Consider the following 16,191-nt stretch of genomic DNA (forward strand, 5'->3'; position numbering starts at 1 on the left):
GGGAGAAGGTGCCCGCAGGGCGGATGAGGATAAGGCCGACAAAGCCAACGACCACTCGCGCAACCGCATTGACGCAACCCAAAAACTCGGCGAGGATCAAGTCACGCAGTATGTAATGCAGCCGCAAAGCCACACATTTCTTCAGGGGGAAGAAACAATGTTGAGCAAGGCATGGAGCATCGTGGCACTTAGCGTGGCCGCACTCGGTTTGTTTACCGCAACAGCGCAAGCGCGCGTCAGGGCCGCCGGCACGCACCACACCACCAGTCACGGCGGTCACTACAGCGCAGGCCACGGTGCTTCGCACAAGGGTGGCAGCTACCGCAGCACCAGTACCAACAACCACTATCGGCGTCACAAGTCCTAGCAAGCCTCAAGCCAACGCCACTCGGAAGTGCTGCGTAATGCTGGAACTAGGACGCGAAGAATGCATTATCAAAAACTCCTGAAGCTGCTCGCCGGCCTTGCCGGCGTCATGCTCGCGGCGACAGGCGCACTGCTGGTGGCGCTGGTTGCAGTAGGCCAGGTACGTGAAGGGCAGACGGGCGCATTGATCAGCGGAATTGGATTTCTAGTAATGGCCGCTCCCGCGCTGGCAATGCCGTTTTCCTTACGCGTCGCCAAGCGATTGCTGATGCTGACACTGTGCTGCCTCGCGGCACTCGCGATCTGGCTTTTGTTCTGGCCGAAAGAGGGTGTGATGCCGACGCTTCAGCTGCGAGTCGCCGTCCTTGCGTTCCCGGCACTTCTGATACTCCGCATGCTGCTGGCTCGCCATCGCAATATGACGAAGCTTAGTACTGACAATTGATCCAAGCGGCAGCCACGATGTAGTCCCACTCAATTCAAGCGCTAGGAAAATCGATGGATATGATTCGCGTAGCCTCGTCAGCCATCAGCGCTATTGGCTACGACCCGGCCAACATGCGTATGAAAATTCAGTTCGTGCAGGGCCACACGTACGATTTCTGCGGTGTGCCCTTGCACGTGTTTCAGGGGCTTCTCAATGCGGGCTCAAAAGGCGGTTACTACAACGATCACATCCGTGACCGCTATCAGTGCTAGCCGCTTGGATTCGGGGTGTGTCATAGCAATTCATTCGAGCCGAAGCCGCCTCACGGCTCGGCTTAATTCAGGCGTCAGCTGACAGGGAGGGGGGATGTCGTTTTCCGAAAGAATGGGCCTTAGGCAGGTTAAAAGTCTGATCCAGACGGACGACATTGACCTACCGCTGCGAAACGCGCTATGGGATGCGCTGCACATTATCGTATGGTCAAATTTCGAAAATCGACTTGAGTATCAGCAAGTCGAGAGGTCGAACCTCCAGATGCTCGTCTATCAGCTTTGGCACCGATTCTTTAACCTACCAATTGATCGCTCGCCTAAGTACATAGAGGAAGCGATCGCGTACATCCGAGACTGGTATTTCAAAGCGCGCTGGAACGAATGCTATGACTTAATCGAGTTTATTATTGCTTATGCGCCTGAGCAGAGTGATACTTCTCTTCAAAAGTTCGCTAATCGCGTACTCGAAGAGCACCTATCCGGCTATCGGATAGTCGAAGGGTGTGTCACACCAATTACGGCGCCCGAAGAACTTGATAGTATTGAGCAAGCGCTAGGCAGCCGCCAACTCAATGCGGGTGCTGTCAAACATTTTAAGACGGCATTGGAAATGTTGTCAGACCGGGCAGCGCCAGACCACCGCAACTCGATCAAAGAGTCCATTAGTGCAGTTGAGTCGCTTTGTAAGGATTTAACAGGAGACTCGTCCGCCACACTGGGTCAAGCACTCAAGCCTCTTGAAGAAAAGGGTATAATTCACCCTGCACTACGTTCTGCACTAGCGAAGCTTTACGGCTACACGTCTGACTCAGGCGGAATTAGACACGCGATGTTGGATGAGCCGTCGCTTACCTTCGCCGACTCCAAGTTTATGCTCGTCGCCTGTACGGCGTTTGCGAACTACCTCATTGATAAGTCGAGAACGTAGGCTGTCAACTAAAAATTGGTCCAAGCCGGCGTAGCTTCGCGGCGCGGCCTAACTTAGATGCGAAACCCGACATGGAGAGTTCATGAACGCCCCGCGAATAGTGCTCAAAGGTCAGATCGATGGCGAGCTTGAGGGCTTCGATGAAGAATTTTTATTTAAGCTTACAAACGGAACTTACTGGGTTCAAGATGAGTATAAACACTGGTATTACTACGCTTACATGCCTCGAATTCAACCCGTAAGTGCAAACAATCGGCTGTACTTGCAAGTGGTGGGACAGACTGAGTCTGTTGCGGTCCGTGAAATCCATGACGTCATCGAAAGTCAAATCAATGATGAATTTCTTGGCTGGGAAGGAGAGTCGAGGTACCAACTAGTGAACGGGCAGGTTTGGGAACAAGCCCGATACAAGTACGAGTACAAATACGCGTACAGACCCGGGGTCCTGATCTTTGATGCGGGTGGTGGACACACCATGCAAGTTGCGGGAACTTCTGCTCACGTCCGCCGTGTCAGCTAGGGCCTAACAATCATTCAAGCCGACTTCGCTTTGCTGCGCGGTTTGATTCAACTATTTAGCGTATAGAACCAACAATAGGGAGTCCGGATGCCTTACGAGCTAGACAATCGACTGGTCATTGGTGTCGCTTCTAGTGCCGTCTTCGATCTTAGAGACTCAGATGCGATCTTTAAGCGCGATGGAGAAGAGGAGTATCGAAAGTTTCAGGAGAAGAACCTCAACGTCGCCCTGCCGAAGGGGATTGCCTTTCCTTTCATCAAACGCCTGCTGTCCCTAAACGATTTGAGCGCCGATCCCTCAGATCCTTTTGTCGAGGTCGTGCTGCTATCTCGAAATGATCCGGACACTGGGTTGCGTGTTATGAAGACTATCGAGCACTATGGGCTCGGAATGACCCGGGCAATCTTCATGCAGGGGCGCTCCCCGTACGAGTACATTCCGGCGCTAAATATTTCACTCTTTCTTTCTGGAAATAAGGAGGATGTGGACGCCGCCATCAAAGCAGGTCATCCCGCCGGGCAAGTATTGGATTCCCAGTTCAACGACGATGAGGAGGACAAAACCCTCCGTATTGCATTCGACTTCGATGGAGTCCTGGCGGGCGACGAATCCGAGTCCGTCATGCAGAAATCGGGGCTAACTGAGTTTCATGCGCACGAGGTGCTGAATGTAATGCAGCCGCACAATCCGGGGCCGCTTAAGGAATTTCTGATCAGAGTATCGAAAATTCAGTCGATCGAGGAAAATCACAAGGTAACCCACCCAGATTACGAGAACCGTATTCGCGTCTCGATTGTTACGGCCCGCAATGCGCCTTCACATGAGCGAGCACTAAATACGCTGAAGGATTGGGGTGTTATGGCGAACGACGCATTCTTTCTTGGGGGTATCGAAAAAGGGAAAGTGCTGGGGGTTCTGAAGCCTCATATCTTCTTCGACGATCAGTCGGGTCATCTGAAATCCGCTAGTGCTGTTGTTCCGTCCGTCCACATTCCGTTTGGTGTCATCAATCAGCGTAGGCTGACCGAATGATCGGCCAGCGCGCTACCGATTACTCCAGCCGAAGCAAATTTACTGCGTAGCTTAACTTGGTTTAGGAATAATTACGTGACTTTTCCAAAATACGGACATACAGATAGTCAAGAACGCCTTGGAGTAAATTCCGTAGCTGAAGCAGTTGCGCGAATGGGTTTGATATGGCGCGAAATATTTTCTGCCGAGTAACGCGGTCAGGTTCACTTAAGGAACCTCTGAACAAAGCACAGCAGATGCGCCACACTATTGTCACAGAGTGAAGAATCATCCATGCAACTGACGTTCGGTGACGCTGAGGGCCTGGAGGAACGAGGTCAAGTCACTTAAGAAGTCAACCTGACCCCGTTTCGGGACACCCCAATGGATGACCTGGCAACTCGAGCAACGAAGATGCTCCGAACAGACGAACCCTTCCGTCTCGTTGGAACGAACCGATCGCTCCACTTCCTGAGAGGTGTATTCTCACGCGCCAGCATGTGTATTCCCGCGTTCTACTACTTTTTGGGCTCAGCTTCAGCGCGTGGGGTGGCAAAAACAACAAGTGATTACCCATTCAAGATCGCGCAGACCTACTCCGAGTTCTCTGACCTAAATACGCTCACCTTGGCATGCCGAAAGATGTTCGATCATGCGGCGAAGCCTGATCTCACAGGAGCGAACTTTGGTAAGATTTCGGATCAAGTACTCTCAGAGCACGCGAAACACTGGGAAAAGTATTCCGATAAAAATGCAGATGAGTGTTTGAGTGCATTATTATTCTTGCGTAGTTTTTTCTCTGAGTATTCCAAGAGTGATAGCGTTCTCCTCAAAAAGAGCGGCTGCCTGCATAAGCGGATTGGACTGCTCAAGCAGCACGCTGATCGAGCTGCCGCTCACCTTTCGCTTGAGGACTATGCACTCGACATCATCGACCTGGCCCACTTCACTGCATCTGTAACAATTGTGGGTGAGATAGTTCGCAGCTTCGATAACCCAGGGGTAGGAGAAGAATACTTCAATGAAATAGACGAAGGATCGCACGCAGCCGCGAAAAGGGTTTTCCCACAGATTGCAGAATTTCGGCTTTTTGCCCATATGAAAGTGCATCGGCAAGCCCGCTTCTACTGGAAGCACCAAAACTATGAGAATATTGAATATTATTTTGACCAGTTGCAATACGCGCTCGGTTAATTTGATCAGGCAGCCATCTAAAATTAATTTAATCCGAATTAATTTGCGGCGCGACTTCGAAAAACGAATTTTGAGCGATAATTTTTAATTATAAATGAATGAGTGTGCCCTGGTAGTAAGCCCCTTACCAATAATTCAGGCAAATGGGATCAAATCTATTTTTTAGGAGCCTTGCGCGGTCCACGACACTTAAAAAAATGAAAATTAAGCGGTTGCGGTGCAACTTGTTAGCTTCAGCCTTAATGGGGAAATAGGTGTTACTCGACGATCTTTATCGGCACGCTATGTTTACTGCCGTGACGCAAGACAATGCAGAATTGCAGAAAGCGTTTGGCATAGGGCTTATGGACGACCTTGACGATTCAATCCCCGTCGATGAGCTTCAGTTCTATGTAATGCGCGTCGGGTTTACTCTCGCACACGTGATAGGTTGGGTGGAGCAGCTCTATCAAGCCGTGCACTTTATGACCGACTTTGGATACGGTAAGAAAGCAAGAGATCTAGGAATCAAACGACCCGCCCATCTGCTTTACAACATCGAGAATTATCTCATCAGGTTGCAGTCGGTATACGACCGTTGCCTGCAGCTGACAAACGCTGTCTTCCATCTTTGCGTGTCAGATGAACTGGCTACACATGGTTTGATTGTCAGCAATCTTCATGTCTCCCGCACGCCAGTACCGAAGCTGTTGAAGGCCGTCAAAAAAACAATCGAGAATCACGCGCAAGATCGACACAAGCTGATTCACAGGCACTCTCACATGGATCCTCAGCTTCGAAAGATCGAATTGCTATACATGTATTCTAAAGAGACGTGGAAGGATGATACGAACTTGACCTATGACCGTCTGACGCTACATCGCGCCGAACGAATCAGAACTTTCACCACCAAGCGTAAGGCCGAGTTTGTGAAGATCAACTCAGTACTTGTATCTGCGCTCTGCCCACTCTTTGACGAGCTGTTGCTTCAGTACAAACGGCAAAAAATTCGACTGGAAAATTTTATTTAAAGAATGCGGTTTGAGTGAGGGTTAAACATAAAAATGAATGAAAGAGCTGAGTTAATTTATAAAGCAGGCAGCTATATCTCAGAGGTAGGTCTCATTTGACCTGTAGGTTAGGCATCAATAATTGGAGGCAATATGCCGGTTGTAATTCTTGGAACGCAAATGGAACGTGGTCCCGTAAAATGGCGTGTTGTCACATCGGGCCTTGAAGGGGCGGGGCCTGCTGATAAGACACTTGTAATCAAATTCCAAGGCAATCCGGCCGAGCTTGCGGGATTTAATGGTAATGAATTAAATATCGCCGATTTCCGTCAAAATTGTAGCTTGGCGAAGCAAGATTGGATTCCTGAACAGGGGGTATTTAGCTGTTCATTGAACGTAGGTATACCTCCTTACATTACAGTCTCTTTTAAGTAAAGATAACGCATCAGAGCCATTTTATACCTAATCTGAAACGATGACGACCTTGTTGGCTTTCGAGCAGTGCTTTACCGCGCAAAGCAGTTGACATCCCAACCAACCCGCAGCAATCTCTACCACAAGGAGCGTAGAAACTCCTCTAAGAGCGGTACCCACCTCCGTCAAACCGGTGGGTTTTTTGTGCCTGCAGCGTCTTGCGGGTGCAACCGACGCGATGCCTGCGTCGGGAGGGTGGCTAATACAACACCCCTCGGGGAAATACGCCCGCCGACTCTTAGCGGTTTCTAACCTCCCGACATCCCGTCGCCACCCGGCGGCGGGGCCTGTTCGTCAAGGAGGGCTTTGCCATGCGTCGATCCACGTCTAGTCCCAAGCCAGCGCGCAAGCGCGCCACGGTACCGCCGCCCACCGAAGTCGGCTGGCACTCGCTCGACCCCTCGATCCCACCGCGGCCCTACCTCGAGCGCACCCCCATCCCCGAGCCCCGCCCCGATCCCAGCAAGCCGCGCCGCCCAGGCCACCCGCGTGCCCCGCAACACTGCACCGTCGGCTACGGCTACTACCCCGACAGCCACCAACGCATCCCCACCCTGCGCCTGCGCGGCCGCTGGCTGGAACAACTCGGCTTCACCATCGGCAGCAAACTCAACATACGCATGCGCAACGGCGAGCTGGTCGTCACCGTGGCACCTACGGACTAACGAGTAGGTGTCACGGACGCGCAGCACGCACCCCTAACGTCCCTGGATCGCGCACAACACGCCGATCGCCTCGCCGTGCTCGCCCACTGCTCCCCGCGCGGAGGAGCACACAGAGGGAGCACCCCTCCGTCATCCTGCATCCCGCGTTGGACCAACCCGATCACCTGCTAAGCACCCCATCTCCCCCGCTTTGGGCGAGCCATCTTCGACGCCGGCGAGGGCGCGTCCTAACACATTGCGTCAGAGTAGGGGCGCAGCTAGAAGGCGGTGAGCTTTGAGCCCTTGTGGCAATTGACCGTAGTCAGACAGTCAACGAGGATCATCTTGTCCCGCGCTTAGGCGCCCCAACAGAACTAGGGCTGGTTTATGCAATCTGTCTATGTCTACGTCGATGGCTCTGACAATAAGGCGACGGAAGGGTTGCTGATATCTGCGTTTAGCCAGCTTGTGGGCAGGTGGTCAGACCTCGGTGCGTTTGTCGTAAATCAATTGCATGAACGCACGCCGGACCTTCAGCCTGACGATTTCCCTGATTGGTGTATAGGCCTCAACATTCCTCTCGATCAGTTTGGCCCCACCCAAGCGGCTGAGCTTGTGCCATTCGCGAAAAACCTAGCACGGGCGACCGGCCAAGAATTCGTCGTTGGCATTGCGTCATTGTCTGGAATCACTGAGGACTTGATCTTCCTGGGACCTGAGGCTGGGGAGCGCGAGTACCGTAATTTGCTTCAGCACGTCGCCGGTCCCTAGCAACTCGCTCAAAGCGAACCCGGAAATATGGGGTGGCTCAACTTGACCCTTTTCCACATCTTGAGGAACATCCGTGCTTAGCCTAGAAAGTCCACGCTGGTCTGAACTTCAGCACGCATATGGAGCGGCTTCTGACATCCCGGCCATGCTCGCTCAACTGAAAGCGCTATCCACATCGGAAGGCAAGAGTGAACCATGGTTCTCACTGTGGAGCGCCCTTGCCCACCAAGGAGACGTGTACAGCGCCTCTTTCGCAGCAGTGCCGCATGTGATCAATGTGCTCGCCACAGCGCCGCACACAGTTGAGGCGGTCTTCTTCCAATTCCCCGCATGGGTCGAGATCTGTCGCAAGAAGGCCGGGCTGGAAGTGCCCAAAGATCTGACCGCGTCGTACTTCGAGGCGCTGTCAAGGCTGCCAGCGCTTGTAGCGGCGGCATCATCGCGCGAATGGAGTGAAGAGTTTCTCCAGTGCGCACTATCTGCGATAGCGGCCGCAAAGGGGGCGGCGGAGGTGGCCGAGGCGGTGCAGGAGATGTCGGAGTCCGTCGCAGGAGAATTCCTAGAGTGGTTCTATGAGCACTGAGACGTCCAACCCTTCAATCAACAGGACATGTCCCGGCTAGCCGAGTCATGCCGGTTATCTCAAACGTTAGGGTCCACATGGAACGTATGTTGCGAGTCGGACTTTGCATGGGAGGCGCCTGGATCGCGGCCATGGCCCTATCGCTCGTCACGTACTTTGCCTATTGGCCATCCCGCTGGAACATTACGACCCCAGACAGCTTTCTTTGGATTGGCTTTCTGGGTGCACTGTTCACGGCTTTTCTGCCATTGCTTACGTTAGGTATGCTGAGCATTCGTAGGGCTCCAACTCCAGCTACATCCGCTGCTATTTCTGCTGGCTGGCTGGCTATTGGCAATCTGCCCTATTCGCATGTCCAAGCCATGGCGCTACTATGGTGACTTTCCCGCCTGGATGCTCTACCGGGACTTTTTCCAATCCGCCGCAGCTGCTGCCATTGCGTGCCGCGTTGTACGGGCAGGGACAGTTGCCGGGATATGCATTGATCGATTGTTGAATCAGCAGCGTCCTGATGTTGGCATCAGACAACGCTGTAGAAGGTTCTTTGGCAAGTGCGTGTGGCGCAAATGCCATTGCTAACGCAAGCAAGCAGAACTTCAGTCGCATGGGTTCGTCCTAATGTCGCACGTTAGGTGCGCAACCGAACATGCAAGGCTTGTTCCCGCGTCCTATCGAGTTCGCTCTCACATACGCTATAAATGGTTGTGCTCGCTTTCCGCCGTATTCAAACGCCTACACCGCGATCGTCTGAAGGTGGAAGCTAGCGAACTCTTCAAAAGCCAGGACCAAACATGACCCCAGATGACTTTGTTAGCGGGCTGAAGACCCAATGCGCGGATGCAGCCGTTCACGACTGCGTGGAACTTCTTAACGCCCCGCCGGGCCGTAGGCCCCAACAATCTTTGGTTAGCTTGTCCGTCTGGTATCGCGGTCTCGCTCCTGCCGACAAAGCCAACGTTGTCGCCGCATTACAAATCGTGGTCGATGCAACGCTGTTCGGCGTCTTGTGCGTTATCGACGGTGTTCGCGCTATCGAGGATCAATCAACCAAGTCCAAGTTCAGACTCACAGCCACATGCAACGGTTCAACGTCACTCATAGCGCCCGGACCCGAAGATCTTCATGCTCTTCTACAGACAGATTCTCTGTAAAAAACGAAGTGCGCAGCGCACATGCAGCAGACACTGTCTAGCTCTGGCGTAGCGCGCCGCAGGTGAGCTGGGCTGTACCTTACACAAGGCGATGAGACCACAAGAAGTGGGGTCAGGTTAATCTAATGAGTCGACTTGACCTCTCATCCCTTCATGATGCATCCGCAATACAAACGTGGTTGCGATTTTTATGCTGGACTCGATACCGTTGAATGATTGACCAAGAGCCCAGAGTGCGGGAATATCGTACGGTAGTAGTCTAACGCTCACTGCGGATTACAAAGGACTTCATGGATGAATAAGAAGATGCGCCCTTCTCTTGGGGGCCTGATCAATCCTTATAGCAAAATCGGACTCATATTATTGGCGGTGGCCGCATTGGTTTTCTTGAGGGGCCTAATCAAGGCTCCTTCGCCCAGCGATGAGATCCGGCAGTTGGTTGTCATTGGCCTTGCCGTGATGGGTGTCATCCTGTGTACGCTTGGCTTTCTTACGGTCAAGCAGCCTGATGGCAGATAGGCTTTGTCTAACTCTGGCTTTGATAGATGTCCATTGACAATCTTCCATCAACGCAGCTTGCTATGAGAGTTGGCTCACGCCGCTTCATTTCAGTGTGCTGAGGTCTCTAATCTGCACGACATTGACCGGGCCAATGAAAAGCAAGAGAGCGATGGATGAGCAGGCGCTGTCGCGCCACGGGACTGGACTAGCTACCAGTGCATCTCTGCTCGGCGCCAACCGGCGGTGTCTAGCCCTCACACCGCGCGCGGTCGACATGCTACCCTGACGACCGCCATTCTGGCGAAGACGGAACATCAGGTGACCCAGCCGACACCATTGCAAGCGGTGTCAGGGCTTTCTCGCTGAGCTACGCTTAACGCAGGTCGCCCAGAGACAAGCACGTCATTTCAATCACTACCAGGGACGTATTCATCATGAAGCTACGTAGCATTGCCACCACTTTCGCATTGGCTGCAGCTTTAAGCCTTGGCTTGAGCGCTCCAGCGCGCGCCCAGGCGCCTGATCCTTGCTCGGTCTTTCTTTGCATGGCAAGCGTGTCCGGCTTCGGTGCTCCGACTCCAGAATGTGCAGCGCCGATCGCAACCTTCCATTCCATCCAGGTATGGAGCCCGGCCTTCAACCCGTCAGCCACGGCGGCGGCACGCCGGGCATATCTGATGACATGTAAAGGCGCGAGCGTACCGAATCAAGCCATCTTGGAAGCCATCATCGCGCAGTGGGGCTACACACCTTGACGTAAATTGCCCGCTGACTCAGAAATTTGCTTTTAGTCAGCGGGAATGGCGCCACGCCCCTGTTTGCCGTGCGCATCGCGCAAGGCCTTTCGATACCACTGTGCTTCGATGAGATAAGTGTTGCCTTGGCTCCTTCATCTCTCAAGATGATCGTGCGAGTCCGGCGCTAAAAGCGCTGGCGATGCCGGAAGACAACAGGTATGCATTTGATCTCATCTCCTGATGTTGCTTCGCGCCGTGGATGGCGAATTCCAAGACCATGAGCAATTGACGGCAAGCAGCGCCTCGACGACGATCGTCCGACGCAATTCGTCTGGAGCTGCAATGCCGCCCGAAGTACAAGAACTGCAAGACGCCATTGCGTCCATTCCCGGCATTACCGATGCAGCGGTGGACAAGGTGGATCTTTCTGATGTCACGGAAAGCGATTTCAGTCTTCTTCCGTATGCCGACCTGCCGCTCGGCGCGTTGAGGCGCACAAAGGGAGGCTTGGACAACGAGCTTGTCATCTCCGTTAACTTTGGTATCACGCGCGATCCGAAAGGTCTTAAGGCACTCGAGTTCCTTTCCTGGTGGGTACGCGATTCGGCGCGAGCGGGCGAGCCGATGCAGATCAGGTGCGTTGCGCTTCCACCCATCGGCGATCAGTTTGGCACGTCACTTCGCTTTTGCATCGATTATTTCTACGCTGATCCTGAGCAGGATATCGGCAAACTACTGTCCAAGGTAGGGAAGTTGGCCGTTGAGCTCAACAGCGCAAAGGGCTTATATCCCCAGGTCGTTGCGTCCTGATAATGCAGTCAAGCCAAACCCGCCACCGCGGATGTCCTCGCGCAGCTGCCGACGCAGCGGGCAAGTGGGATTGCCGAGTGTCACCGCACAAACAGGGCTGCCTGTTACTGGCCTTGGCCTGATCTCAAACTAAGCTGAAGACGCTCGCTTTTCCGGTCCCCGTGTCGTACGCCACCAATGCCTCCTGGGAGGCATCAGCGCTGCAAACGAGCTCACCGTTACTGCTCCAGATGGCAGACCGACCCGCTCCTATGAAGGTATCGGCGGGGCCTACACAGTTCGCCATCAAGACAGTCATGGAATGCGTTTTTGCAATCGTCGGATAATGACTATAGGCCGATGCCACGCCCCTTTCCGATTTGGCCACGCTTGCCAGATACACGCCAGCACCTGACGCTGCAGCTTGTTCTGCATGGCTTGCCTGCAGTGACTCGTAGCAAATGGCAGGCGCTAACACCTGACCTGCGTGTCTGAGCACAAGCTGCTCGGTACCTGCGGTGAAGAACGGTAACTCGTCGGGGTGTAACTGCTGTTTGGAGTAGCTTGTGCGCTCCAGCCCCGGTTGGAAGCAGAGCATGCTGATTTCGGTGCCTTTTGCTCTTTTCGTGGGCGCGCCAACGGCGATGAGCATGCCGTACCGGTCACTTGCCAGCTGAAATTGATCAAAGCGCTGATCAGCGGGCTGCACCGCCAGCGCCTGCGCCAATCCGGGTTCGTAACCGGTGAGGGAAAGCTCGGGAAAGACCAGCACATCCGCACCCTTGCTCGCCGCCAGGCGAATGACATCGAGGTGCTTACTGATGTTCTCTTCGATTTGGCCAGGCGTCGAAAGGATTTGCGCAGCTGTCAGCCTCATTGCCTGTCTCGTGTCCACGTGTTGGGGTTTGAGCGTAGCGGATTCCGAAAGGCGGGTAACCAGAACGCGCTTGAAAGCCCGGATATGCTGCTCGAACGCCTACACTTTTGAAAGCGAGACGTCTTGCCTGGATGCCCATCTTCAGCGCCGGTCTCAGGAGGATAGGTTGCCCGGATGGTTACCGGTCGTCTCCAGCGTGATTGGTTGTAGATCAGGGTGCGCCGCACTGAAGCAGGGACTCATTTGTTGAGCACCTTGGTTGTCCACACCTGGTCGTAGTCGGCATTGTGTGCCTTGGTGAATCCGTTGGCATCGCTGCGTCCATCGTCGACTTTCTGGCCATCCTTGTAGATCACGTAATGGCGCCCGCCGGCAGCCTGGTCGCCGTGGTAATGCAACTGCATCCGGTACACCAACCTGCTCTCTTCCGCTGCCGGTGTTGCCTGTTGAGGCTCACCGTTGCTGGCCATTGGCTTTATCTGCAACAGCGGCGTCGTCTGCTGCGGATGGGTCACGACCCAGCGCCTGAAATTGGCCTGGTCCTGCGCTGACGCCTGCCTGGACGCTGGCCAGATGTAGAGAAAGGTTGCCGGCGTATTGGATGCTGTACTGACGGCCGGCATGTGCCACTCGTAGACCTGTTGCTTGCCGTCGGCTGTCGTCATCTCAAGCAGGCGGGCACTGCCTTGCGATGGGTTGCCGGCGGCACCCGACAGTTCACTGATCGGTGCCAGGCCGGAGTCCGGTACGGCGCCCGCCAGTGCCAGTAGCAGATCGCGCTGGTTCGTCACTTCCTGCTCGTTCAACGACAGCGAGCGCAGGTAGCGCGAACGCAGACTGAAACGGTAGCGTGCCCCCTGCAGGGTGAATTCTCCCTCGACCCTGGAGGCTTCGTGCCAGTCGTGTCCGGGTGCCAGATTGACGGTGCCGTGCATGACGCAAAACCCCTGCTGGGACTGTGCCGCTGGCGGGAAGGGCGATGCGCTGCCGGTGATCGAGGCCAGGATTTCCCTGGTGCGCCGTTCGGTGATGTCTTGCAGGCGGCTGATGGCCGTCTTCTGGAAACGAAAGGTGGTGCCATCGCGATGGGCGAAACCGGTGACCTGTACGACATTCGGGTCGAGCGGCAACGCGTCTTCCGCGTGTGCGACGATGACCCTGCCATCGTCCTGTGCCAGCCTTTCCACCGGCTTGATCAGTTGGCGCACCTTGCCATCGCTGGCCGATGCTTGTGCGCTCAGCAGGCGCTGCTCGTAGCCGGCGGCGTCTTCGCGGTAGGTATCGATGTCGCCCCAATAAAACTGCGCGGAACTCCCCAGAAAGTGCAGGGGCACATCGGTCGTCACGGCAAGACGCCCGATGCAGTAACTGGTGTTGACGGGATTGTCCGCCGACGGCGGCAACGATTTGTTGGTGGTGTTGGTTGTGCTGCAAGCGGCAAGCAAGGCCATGGCAGCAAGCAGCGGTGCGCGCATCAAACGCGTGGCGGAACGTCTCAACGCAATTCCTTCAAAACAGCAATCGGCAATGATAGATGACGCCGGTCTACGCGGTGCGTCACCCCTAACAAGGTCCTCTGGCGCGTCCTGCTGCTATCAGCATCCACCGTACCGCTGCGGGATCGAGCGAGCCGAATTCGTTGTGGTCGTTGCGGGCCACCGTAAACCGCACTGCACCGCTTGGCATCGGCTTTTATGTCGCGCGGTGGTCGATGGCGTGCCTGCCTCGATGCGCCTGCCACTGCAGGCGTGCGGCGCACCGGGGGGCTAGGCTTGCGATTACTTCTTTCGGTACACCCCGCCGAAGGAAACGTTCATTCCGCCGCATTCCAGGTTGTCGTCGGCCAGCAGCATGTCGCCCAGCAATTGCAGGCGCACCTTGCACGTGTCTTCGTTGACCTCGACGCGGTTGCCTTCTGGATAGCCGCGCGCGGTGACCGAGCCCGTGTGCGGACCGCCCGGCGTCTGTTCCGGGTCGGGAAAGGCGCTGGGCCAGTACGCATCGCCGTTGACGGTGATGCTGCCGTCTGCGTTGGTGGTCAATTGCAGCGTGTTGTCGCCGTCGTGCCAGTGGCCGTTCCACGCCTGCGCTGTGGGCGTGGCCGCGCTTGGCTGCATCTGCAGGCTGGACTGTGCGACCCAACCAGCATTGCCGCCTCCCTTGTTGGGATAGAGCACGCAGACGTAGGCATTGCGGCGCTGCGCCGTCAGGACGATATCGTTCTTGACCACGTAGGCGCGTCCCTGGCATGCGGCCCCGCCCGTGTCCGGGCAGCCATCGGTGTCCTTGAGCAGGTACAGGCGCGGCGGGATGACCTTGCCGAGTGAGAACGCCACCGGCGCACTGGTGAACAACCCATTGCGGCAGGTGGCATCGTCGTCGGCAGGCGCGGCGTGGACCAGCGGCGAAACGCCCAACAGGGCAAGCATCCAGGCCTTGTGCATGGCTATCACTCCAAATGTGGCGCGGTAGTGTGCGGCAAACCAGGCCGTCTTTCAGCAGGAAAGTGCCACCACACGCCACGCATGCCACAGCTGCGCTGACCACGTCCAGGTCCACGCCCGCGCGCAGGAGCGGGCCGCCGATTGCGGCGCGGTGACGCGTGTGGTGCGGCGTTGTGCATTCGCCTCCGGGAGATGCGTATGTCTGAATCACGCAGTGGACGTGTATGAGCCTTCTTCACCTGGGCAGGCAGATGCTGCTGTCTCCAATCGAGAGGGAGTGGAGCATGAAACAGTCACTGTTGGTCCTGTCCATCGTCGCGGCGCTGGCGCTCGCTGGCTGCAAGCCGAATGCCGACAAGGAGGCCGCAGCGCCTGCCGCGTCCACCGAGCCGACGCCGACCGGTGGCGCGGCGACCCCGACCACGCCGCCTGTCGGCGAAGCCAGCCCGGCGCCTGAAGGCGCGGCACGCGCGAGTTCCGGAGACGACATCGCCCTTGGCTTGCTCGGGGCGGTGGACAAGCACGAGATCGCCGCAGCGAAGCAGGCGCAGGACAAGAAGGTCACCGGCGCGGTGCTGGACTACGCGAAAATGATGGAGAAAGAGCACACCGAGAATCTGGACAAGACCAAGGCGCTGGGGACGCTGGCCGAAACCCCGGACGTCAAGAAGCTGGAAAGCAAGGGCGAGCAGGACCTGTCCACGCTGGGGCAGAAGTCCGGCAAGGACTACGCGGCGGCCTACATCGATGCAATGATCGCCGGGCACAAGGACGCGCTACAGCTGATCGAGACGCAGATGATGACGGTGGCGTCGACCGAGCCGGTCAAGCAGCACCTGACCGAGACCAAGACGCACGTCGAGCAGCATCTGGCAAAGGCGGAAGCCATCAAGAAGGCGATGTGAGCGTGGGCGTGGGCGTGGCAGATCGCCGGTCTGCCACGCCTGGTCTGCAAGCGGCGAGTGAGCGTTACGTCGCCATCTTGAGCTCTAGGGACCTGCGCGGACGTCGATCAAACGTGCTCTGGCAATGCGTTCGAGCCCACGTCGCGTTGCCGTAAACGTGATGGCAACCGACCTTATGCTCAGCGGCAACGATCGAAGGTTCTGACACCCGAGCAATACGAAGAACTCAGATAGACGATCTCATCGACTCCATCCTTGTCCAGGTCGACGACCTGGACGAAGCCGGCGTAGTCCTCCTTGACGATGTCGTCGTTGACGCTGACGTGTTGCCAAAGCCCTACGATCTCTCCGGCACGGCTCGGGCTCAGCCTCTGATCCTTTGCCGTTGCAATTGTGGTGATGGCCAGCAGCGCTGCCATGACGTAGCTCCGCATCCTTGCTCTCCCTGCAGGTTGAGGCCATAGCCTACAACCCTTGGGAGTTGGCCAGCGCTGCCTGAGCCCTCACCACAGCCGGGCTTGTTTGATTTTCGTCAATTCCACCGACACATGAAATTCGCAGTGGGGGTGCTTGACTGCATGGGTCAAGAATCGTTGCGGAGTTGCGCA

At 55.8% G+C, this 16,191-nt stretch carries 21 protein-coding genes; 16 read left to right on the forward strand and 5 right to left on the reverse strand.

The window, feature by feature from the left end; translation table 11 throughout:
- The first annotated feature begins 157 nt into the window (after nt 1–157).
- The 14 genes from DGN21_RS00635 to DGN21_RS00700 all read left to right on the forward strand — a co-directional run bounded on the left by DGN21_RS00635 (nt 158) and on the right by DGN21_RS00700 (nt 9,849).
- Nucleotides 158–367, forward strand: coding sequence for a hypothetical protein (locus DGN21_RS00635; protein WP_161962112.1), 210 nt, complete (start codon nt 158–160; stop codon nt 365–367).
- A gap of 60 nt (nt 368–427) precedes the next feature.
- Nucleotides 428–811, forward strand: a complete 384-nt coding sequence (locus DGN21_RS20115; RefSeq protein ID WP_252374677.1) for a hypothetical protein — start codon at nt 428–430, stop codon at nt 809–811.
- Between the two features lie 53 nt (nt 812–864).
- A complete protein-coding gene (locus DGN21_RS00645) occupies nt 865–1,065 on the forward strand; it encodes a KTSC domain-containing protein (protein ID WP_215825071.1) in 201 nt (66 codons plus the stop codon).
- Nucleotides 1,066–1,159: 94 nt separating this feature from the next.
- Nucleotides 1,160–1,993 (forward strand): hypothetical protein, encoded by an 834-nt coding sequence (locus DGN21_RS00650; RefSeq protein ID WP_215825072.1) that lies wholly within the window; start codon nt 1,160–1,162, stop codon nt 1,991–1,993.
- Between the two features lie 82 nt (nt 1,994–2,075).
- Complete coding sequence (locus DGN21_RS00655) at nt 2,076–2,513, forward strand: hypothetical protein (RefSeq protein WP_215825073.1); 438 nt, start codon at nt 2,076–2,078, stop codon at nt 2,511–2,513.
- An 87-nt stretch (nt 2,514–2,600) separates the two neighbouring features.
- A complete protein-coding gene (locus tag DGN21_RS00660; RefSeq protein WP_215825074.1) occupies nt 2,601–3,545 on the forward strand; it encodes a 5'-nucleotidase in 945 nt (314 codons plus the stop codon).
- A 363-nt stretch (nt 3,546–3,908) separates the two neighbouring features.
- Nucleotides 3,909–4,718: a hypothetical protein gene (locus DGN21_RS00665; RefSeq protein ID WP_215825075.1), complete on the forward strand. Its 810-nt coding sequence runs from the start codon at nt 3,909–3,911 to the stop codon at nt 4,716–4,718.
- 254 nt (nt 4,719–4,972) lie between these two features.
- Nucleotides 4,973–5,728, forward strand: coding sequence for a Cthe_2314 family HEPN domain-containing protein (locus DGN21_RS00670; protein WP_215825076.1), 756 nt, complete (start codon nt 4,973–4,975; stop codon nt 5,726–5,728).
- A gap of 132 nt (nt 5,729–5,860) precedes the next feature.
- Complete coding sequence (locus DGN21_RS00675) at nt 5,861–6,142, forward strand: hypothetical protein (protein WP_215825077.1); 282 nt, start codon at nt 5,861–5,863, stop codon at nt 6,140–6,142.
- Between the two features lie 350 nt (nt 6,143–6,492).
- On the forward strand, nt 6,493–6,846 hold the full coding sequence (locus DGN21_RS00680) for a SymE family type I addiction module toxin (RefSeq protein ID WP_215825078.1): 354 nt from the start codon (nt 6,493–6,495) through the stop codon (nt 6,844–6,846).
- A 366-nt stretch (nt 6,847–7,212) separates the two neighbouring features.
- Entirely contained in the window at nt 7,213–7,596 is a 384-nt protein-coding gene (locus DGN21_RS00685) for a hypothetical protein (protein WP_184432638.1), read from the forward strand.
- A gap of 145 nt (nt 7,597–7,741) precedes the next feature.
- Nucleotides 7,742–8,179 carry a hypothetical protein gene (locus DGN21_RS00690; RefSeq protein WP_215825079.1) on the forward strand — a complete coding sequence of 146 codons (438 nt, stop codon included), beginning with the start codon at nt 7,742–7,744 and terminating at the stop codon, nt 8,177–8,179.
- Between the two features lie 77 nt (nt 8,180–8,256).
- The gene (locus tag DGN21_RS00695; protein WP_215825080.1) at nt 8,257–8,559 is read left to right on the forward strand and encodes a hypothetical protein; all 303 of its coding nucleotides are present in this window, start codon (nt 8,257–8,259) and stop codon (nt 8,557–8,559) included.
- 1,065 nt (nt 8,560–9,624) lie between these two features.
- A complete protein-coding gene (locus DGN21_RS00700; protein ID WP_046345278.1) occupies nt 9,625–9,849 on the forward strand; it encodes a hypothetical protein in 225 nt (74 codons plus the stop codon).
- Between the two features lie 355 nt (nt 9,850–10,204).
- On the opposite strand, the gene DGN21_RS00705 is transcribed toward DGN21_RS00700, so the two are convergent.
- A complete protein-coding gene (locus DGN21_RS00705) occupies nt 10,205–10,447 on the reverse strand; it encodes a hypothetical protein (RefSeq protein ID WP_181121014.1) in 243 nt (80 codons plus the stop codon).
- Nucleotides 10,448–10,808: 361 nt separating this feature from the next.
- Between DGN21_RS00705 and DGN21_RS00710 the strand changes: the two genes are divergently transcribed.
- Nucleotides 10,809–11,378: a hypothetical protein gene (locus DGN21_RS00710; RefSeq protein ID WP_228911851.1), complete on the forward strand. Its 570-nt coding sequence runs from the start codon at nt 10,809–10,811 to the stop codon at nt 11,376–11,378.
- Nucleotides 11,379–11,502: 124 nt separating this feature from the next.
- Here DGN21_RS00710 and DGN21_RS00715 read toward each other — a convergent pair whose 3' ends face one another.
- The 3 genes from DGN21_RS00715 to DGN21_RS00730 all read right to left on the reverse strand — a co-directional run bounded on the left by DGN21_RS00715 (nt 11,503) and on the right by DGN21_RS00730 (nt 14,678).
- Nucleotides 11,503–12,234, reverse strand: coding sequence for a carbon-nitrogen hydrolase family protein (locus tag DGN21_RS00715; protein ID WP_215825081.1), 732 nt, complete (start codon nt 12,232–12,234; stop codon nt 11,503–11,505).
- Between the two features lie 239 nt (nt 12,235–12,473).
- Nucleotides 12,474–13,709 carry a hypothetical protein gene (locus tag DGN21_RS20120; protein WP_237474945.1) on the reverse strand — a complete coding sequence of 412 codons (1,236 nt, stop codon included), beginning with the start codon at nt 13,707–13,709 and terminating at the stop codon, nt 12,474–12,476.
- A gap of 303 nt (nt 13,710–14,012) precedes the next feature.
- The gene (locus tag DGN21_RS00730) at nt 14,013–14,678 is read right to left on the reverse strand and encodes a hypothetical protein (RefSeq protein ID WP_039529228.1); all 666 of its coding nucleotides are present in this window, start codon (nt 14,676–14,678) and stop codon (nt 14,013–14,015) included.
- 284 nt (nt 14,679–14,962) lie between these two features.
- Between DGN21_RS00730 and DGN21_RS00735 the strand changes: the two genes are divergently transcribed.
- Nucleotides 14,963–15,583, forward strand: a complete 621-nt coding sequence (locus tag DGN21_RS00735; protein ID WP_126965351.1) for a DUF4142 domain-containing protein — start codon at nt 14,963–14,965, stop codon at nt 15,581–15,583.
- Nucleotides 15,584–15,762: 179 nt separating this feature from the next.
- Here the strand turns inward: DGN21_RS00735 and DGN21_RS00740 are convergent, their stop codons facing one another.
- The gene (locus DGN21_RS00740) at nt 15,763–16,002 is read right to left on the reverse strand and encodes a hypothetical protein (protein WP_126965350.1); all 240 of its coding nucleotides are present in this window, start codon (nt 16,000–16,002) and stop codon (nt 15,763–15,765) included.
- Nucleotides 16,003–16,191: the final 189 nt, after the last annotated feature.

It is taken from the genome of Xanthomonas sp. MLO165 (assembly GCF_018831305.1).
GTDB classification, from domain to species: Bacteria; Pseudomonadota; Gammaproteobacteria; order Xanthomonadales; family Xanthomonadaceae; genus Xanthomonas; species Xanthomonas arboricola.

Bases quoted from the DNA above. Each gene is read 5' to 3' on its own strand.
- DGN21_RS00680 (WP_215825078.1), top strand. From the start codon at position 6,493: ATGCGTCGATCCACGTCTAGTCCCAAGCCAGCGCGCAAGCGCGCCACG.
- DGN21_RS00735 (WP_126965351.1), top strand. From the start codon at position 14,963: ATGAAACAGTCACTGTTGGTCCTGTCCATCGTCGCGGCGCTGGCGCTC.
- DGN21_RS00690 (WP_215825079.1), top strand. From the start codon at position 7,742: ATGCTCGCTCAACTGAAAGCGCTATCCACATCGGAAGGCAAGAGTGAA.
- DGN21_RS00695 (WP_215825080.1), top strand. From the start codon at position 8,257: ATGGAACGTATGTTGCGAGTCGGACTTTGCATGGGAGGCGCCTGGATC.
- DGN21_RS00665 (WP_215825075.1), top strand. From the start codon at position 3,909: ATGGATGACCTGGCAACTCGAGCAACGAAGATGCTCCGAACAGACGAA.
- DGN21_RS00660 (WP_215825074.1), top strand. From the start codon at position 2,601: ATGCCTTACGAGCTAGACAATCGACTGGTCATTGGTGTCGCTTCTAGT.
- DGN21_RS20115 (WP_252374677.1), top strand. From the start codon at position 428: ATGCATTATCAAAAACTCCTGAAGCTGCTCGCCGGCCTTGCCGGCGTC.
- DGN21_RS00645 (WP_215825071.1), top strand. From the start codon at position 865: ATGGATATGATTCGCGTAGCCTCGTCAGCCATCAGCGCTATTGGCTAC.
- DGN21_RS00715 (WP_215825081.1), bottom strand. From the start codon at position 12,234: ATGAGGCTGACAGCTGCGCAAATCCTTTCGACGCCTGGCCAAATCGAA.
- DGN21_RS00635 (WP_161962112.1), top strand. From the start codon at position 158: ATGTTGAGCAAGGCATGGAGCATCGTGGCACTTAGCGTGGCCGCACTC.
- DGN21_RS00655 (WP_215825073.1), top strand. From the start codon at position 2,076: ATGAACGCCCCGCGAATAGTGCTCAAAGGTCAGATCGATGGCGAGCTT.
- DGN21_RS00740 (WP_126965350.1), bottom strand. From the start codon at position 16,002: ATGGCAGCGCTGCTGGCCATCACCACAATTGCAACGGCAAAGGATCAG.
- DGN21_RS00650 (WP_215825072.1), top strand. From the start codon at position 1,160: ATGTCGTTTTCCGAAAGAATGGGCCTTAGGCAGGTTAAAAGTCTGATC.
- DGN21_RS00685 (WP_184432638.1), top strand. From the start codon at position 7,213: ATGCAATCTGTCTATGTCTACGTCGATGGCTCTGACAATAAGGCGACG.
- DGN21_RS00730 (WP_039529228.1), bottom strand. From the start codon at position 14,678: ATGCACAAGGCCTGGATGCTTGCCCTGTTGGGCGTTTCGCCGCTGGTC.
- DGN21_RS00710 (WP_228911851.1), top strand. From the start codon at position 10,809: ATGTTGCTTCGCGCCGTGGATGGCGAATTCCAAGACCATGAGCAATTG.
- DGN21_RS20120 (WP_237474945.1), bottom strand. From the start codon at position 13,709: ATGCGCGCACCGCTGCTTGCTGCCATGGCCTTGCTTGCCGCTTGCAGC.
- DGN21_RS00675 (WP_215825077.1), top strand. From the start codon at position 5,861: ATGCCGGTTGTAATTCTTGGAACGCAAATGGAACGTGGTCCCGTAAAA.
- DGN21_RS00705 (WP_181121014.1), bottom strand. From the start codon at position 10,447: ATGGAATGGAAGGTTGCGATCGGCGCTGCACATTCTGGAGTCGGAGCA.
- DGN21_RS00700 (WP_046345278.1), top strand. From the start codon at position 9,625: ATGAATAAGAAGATGCGCCCTTCTCTTGGGGGCCTGATCAATCCTTAT.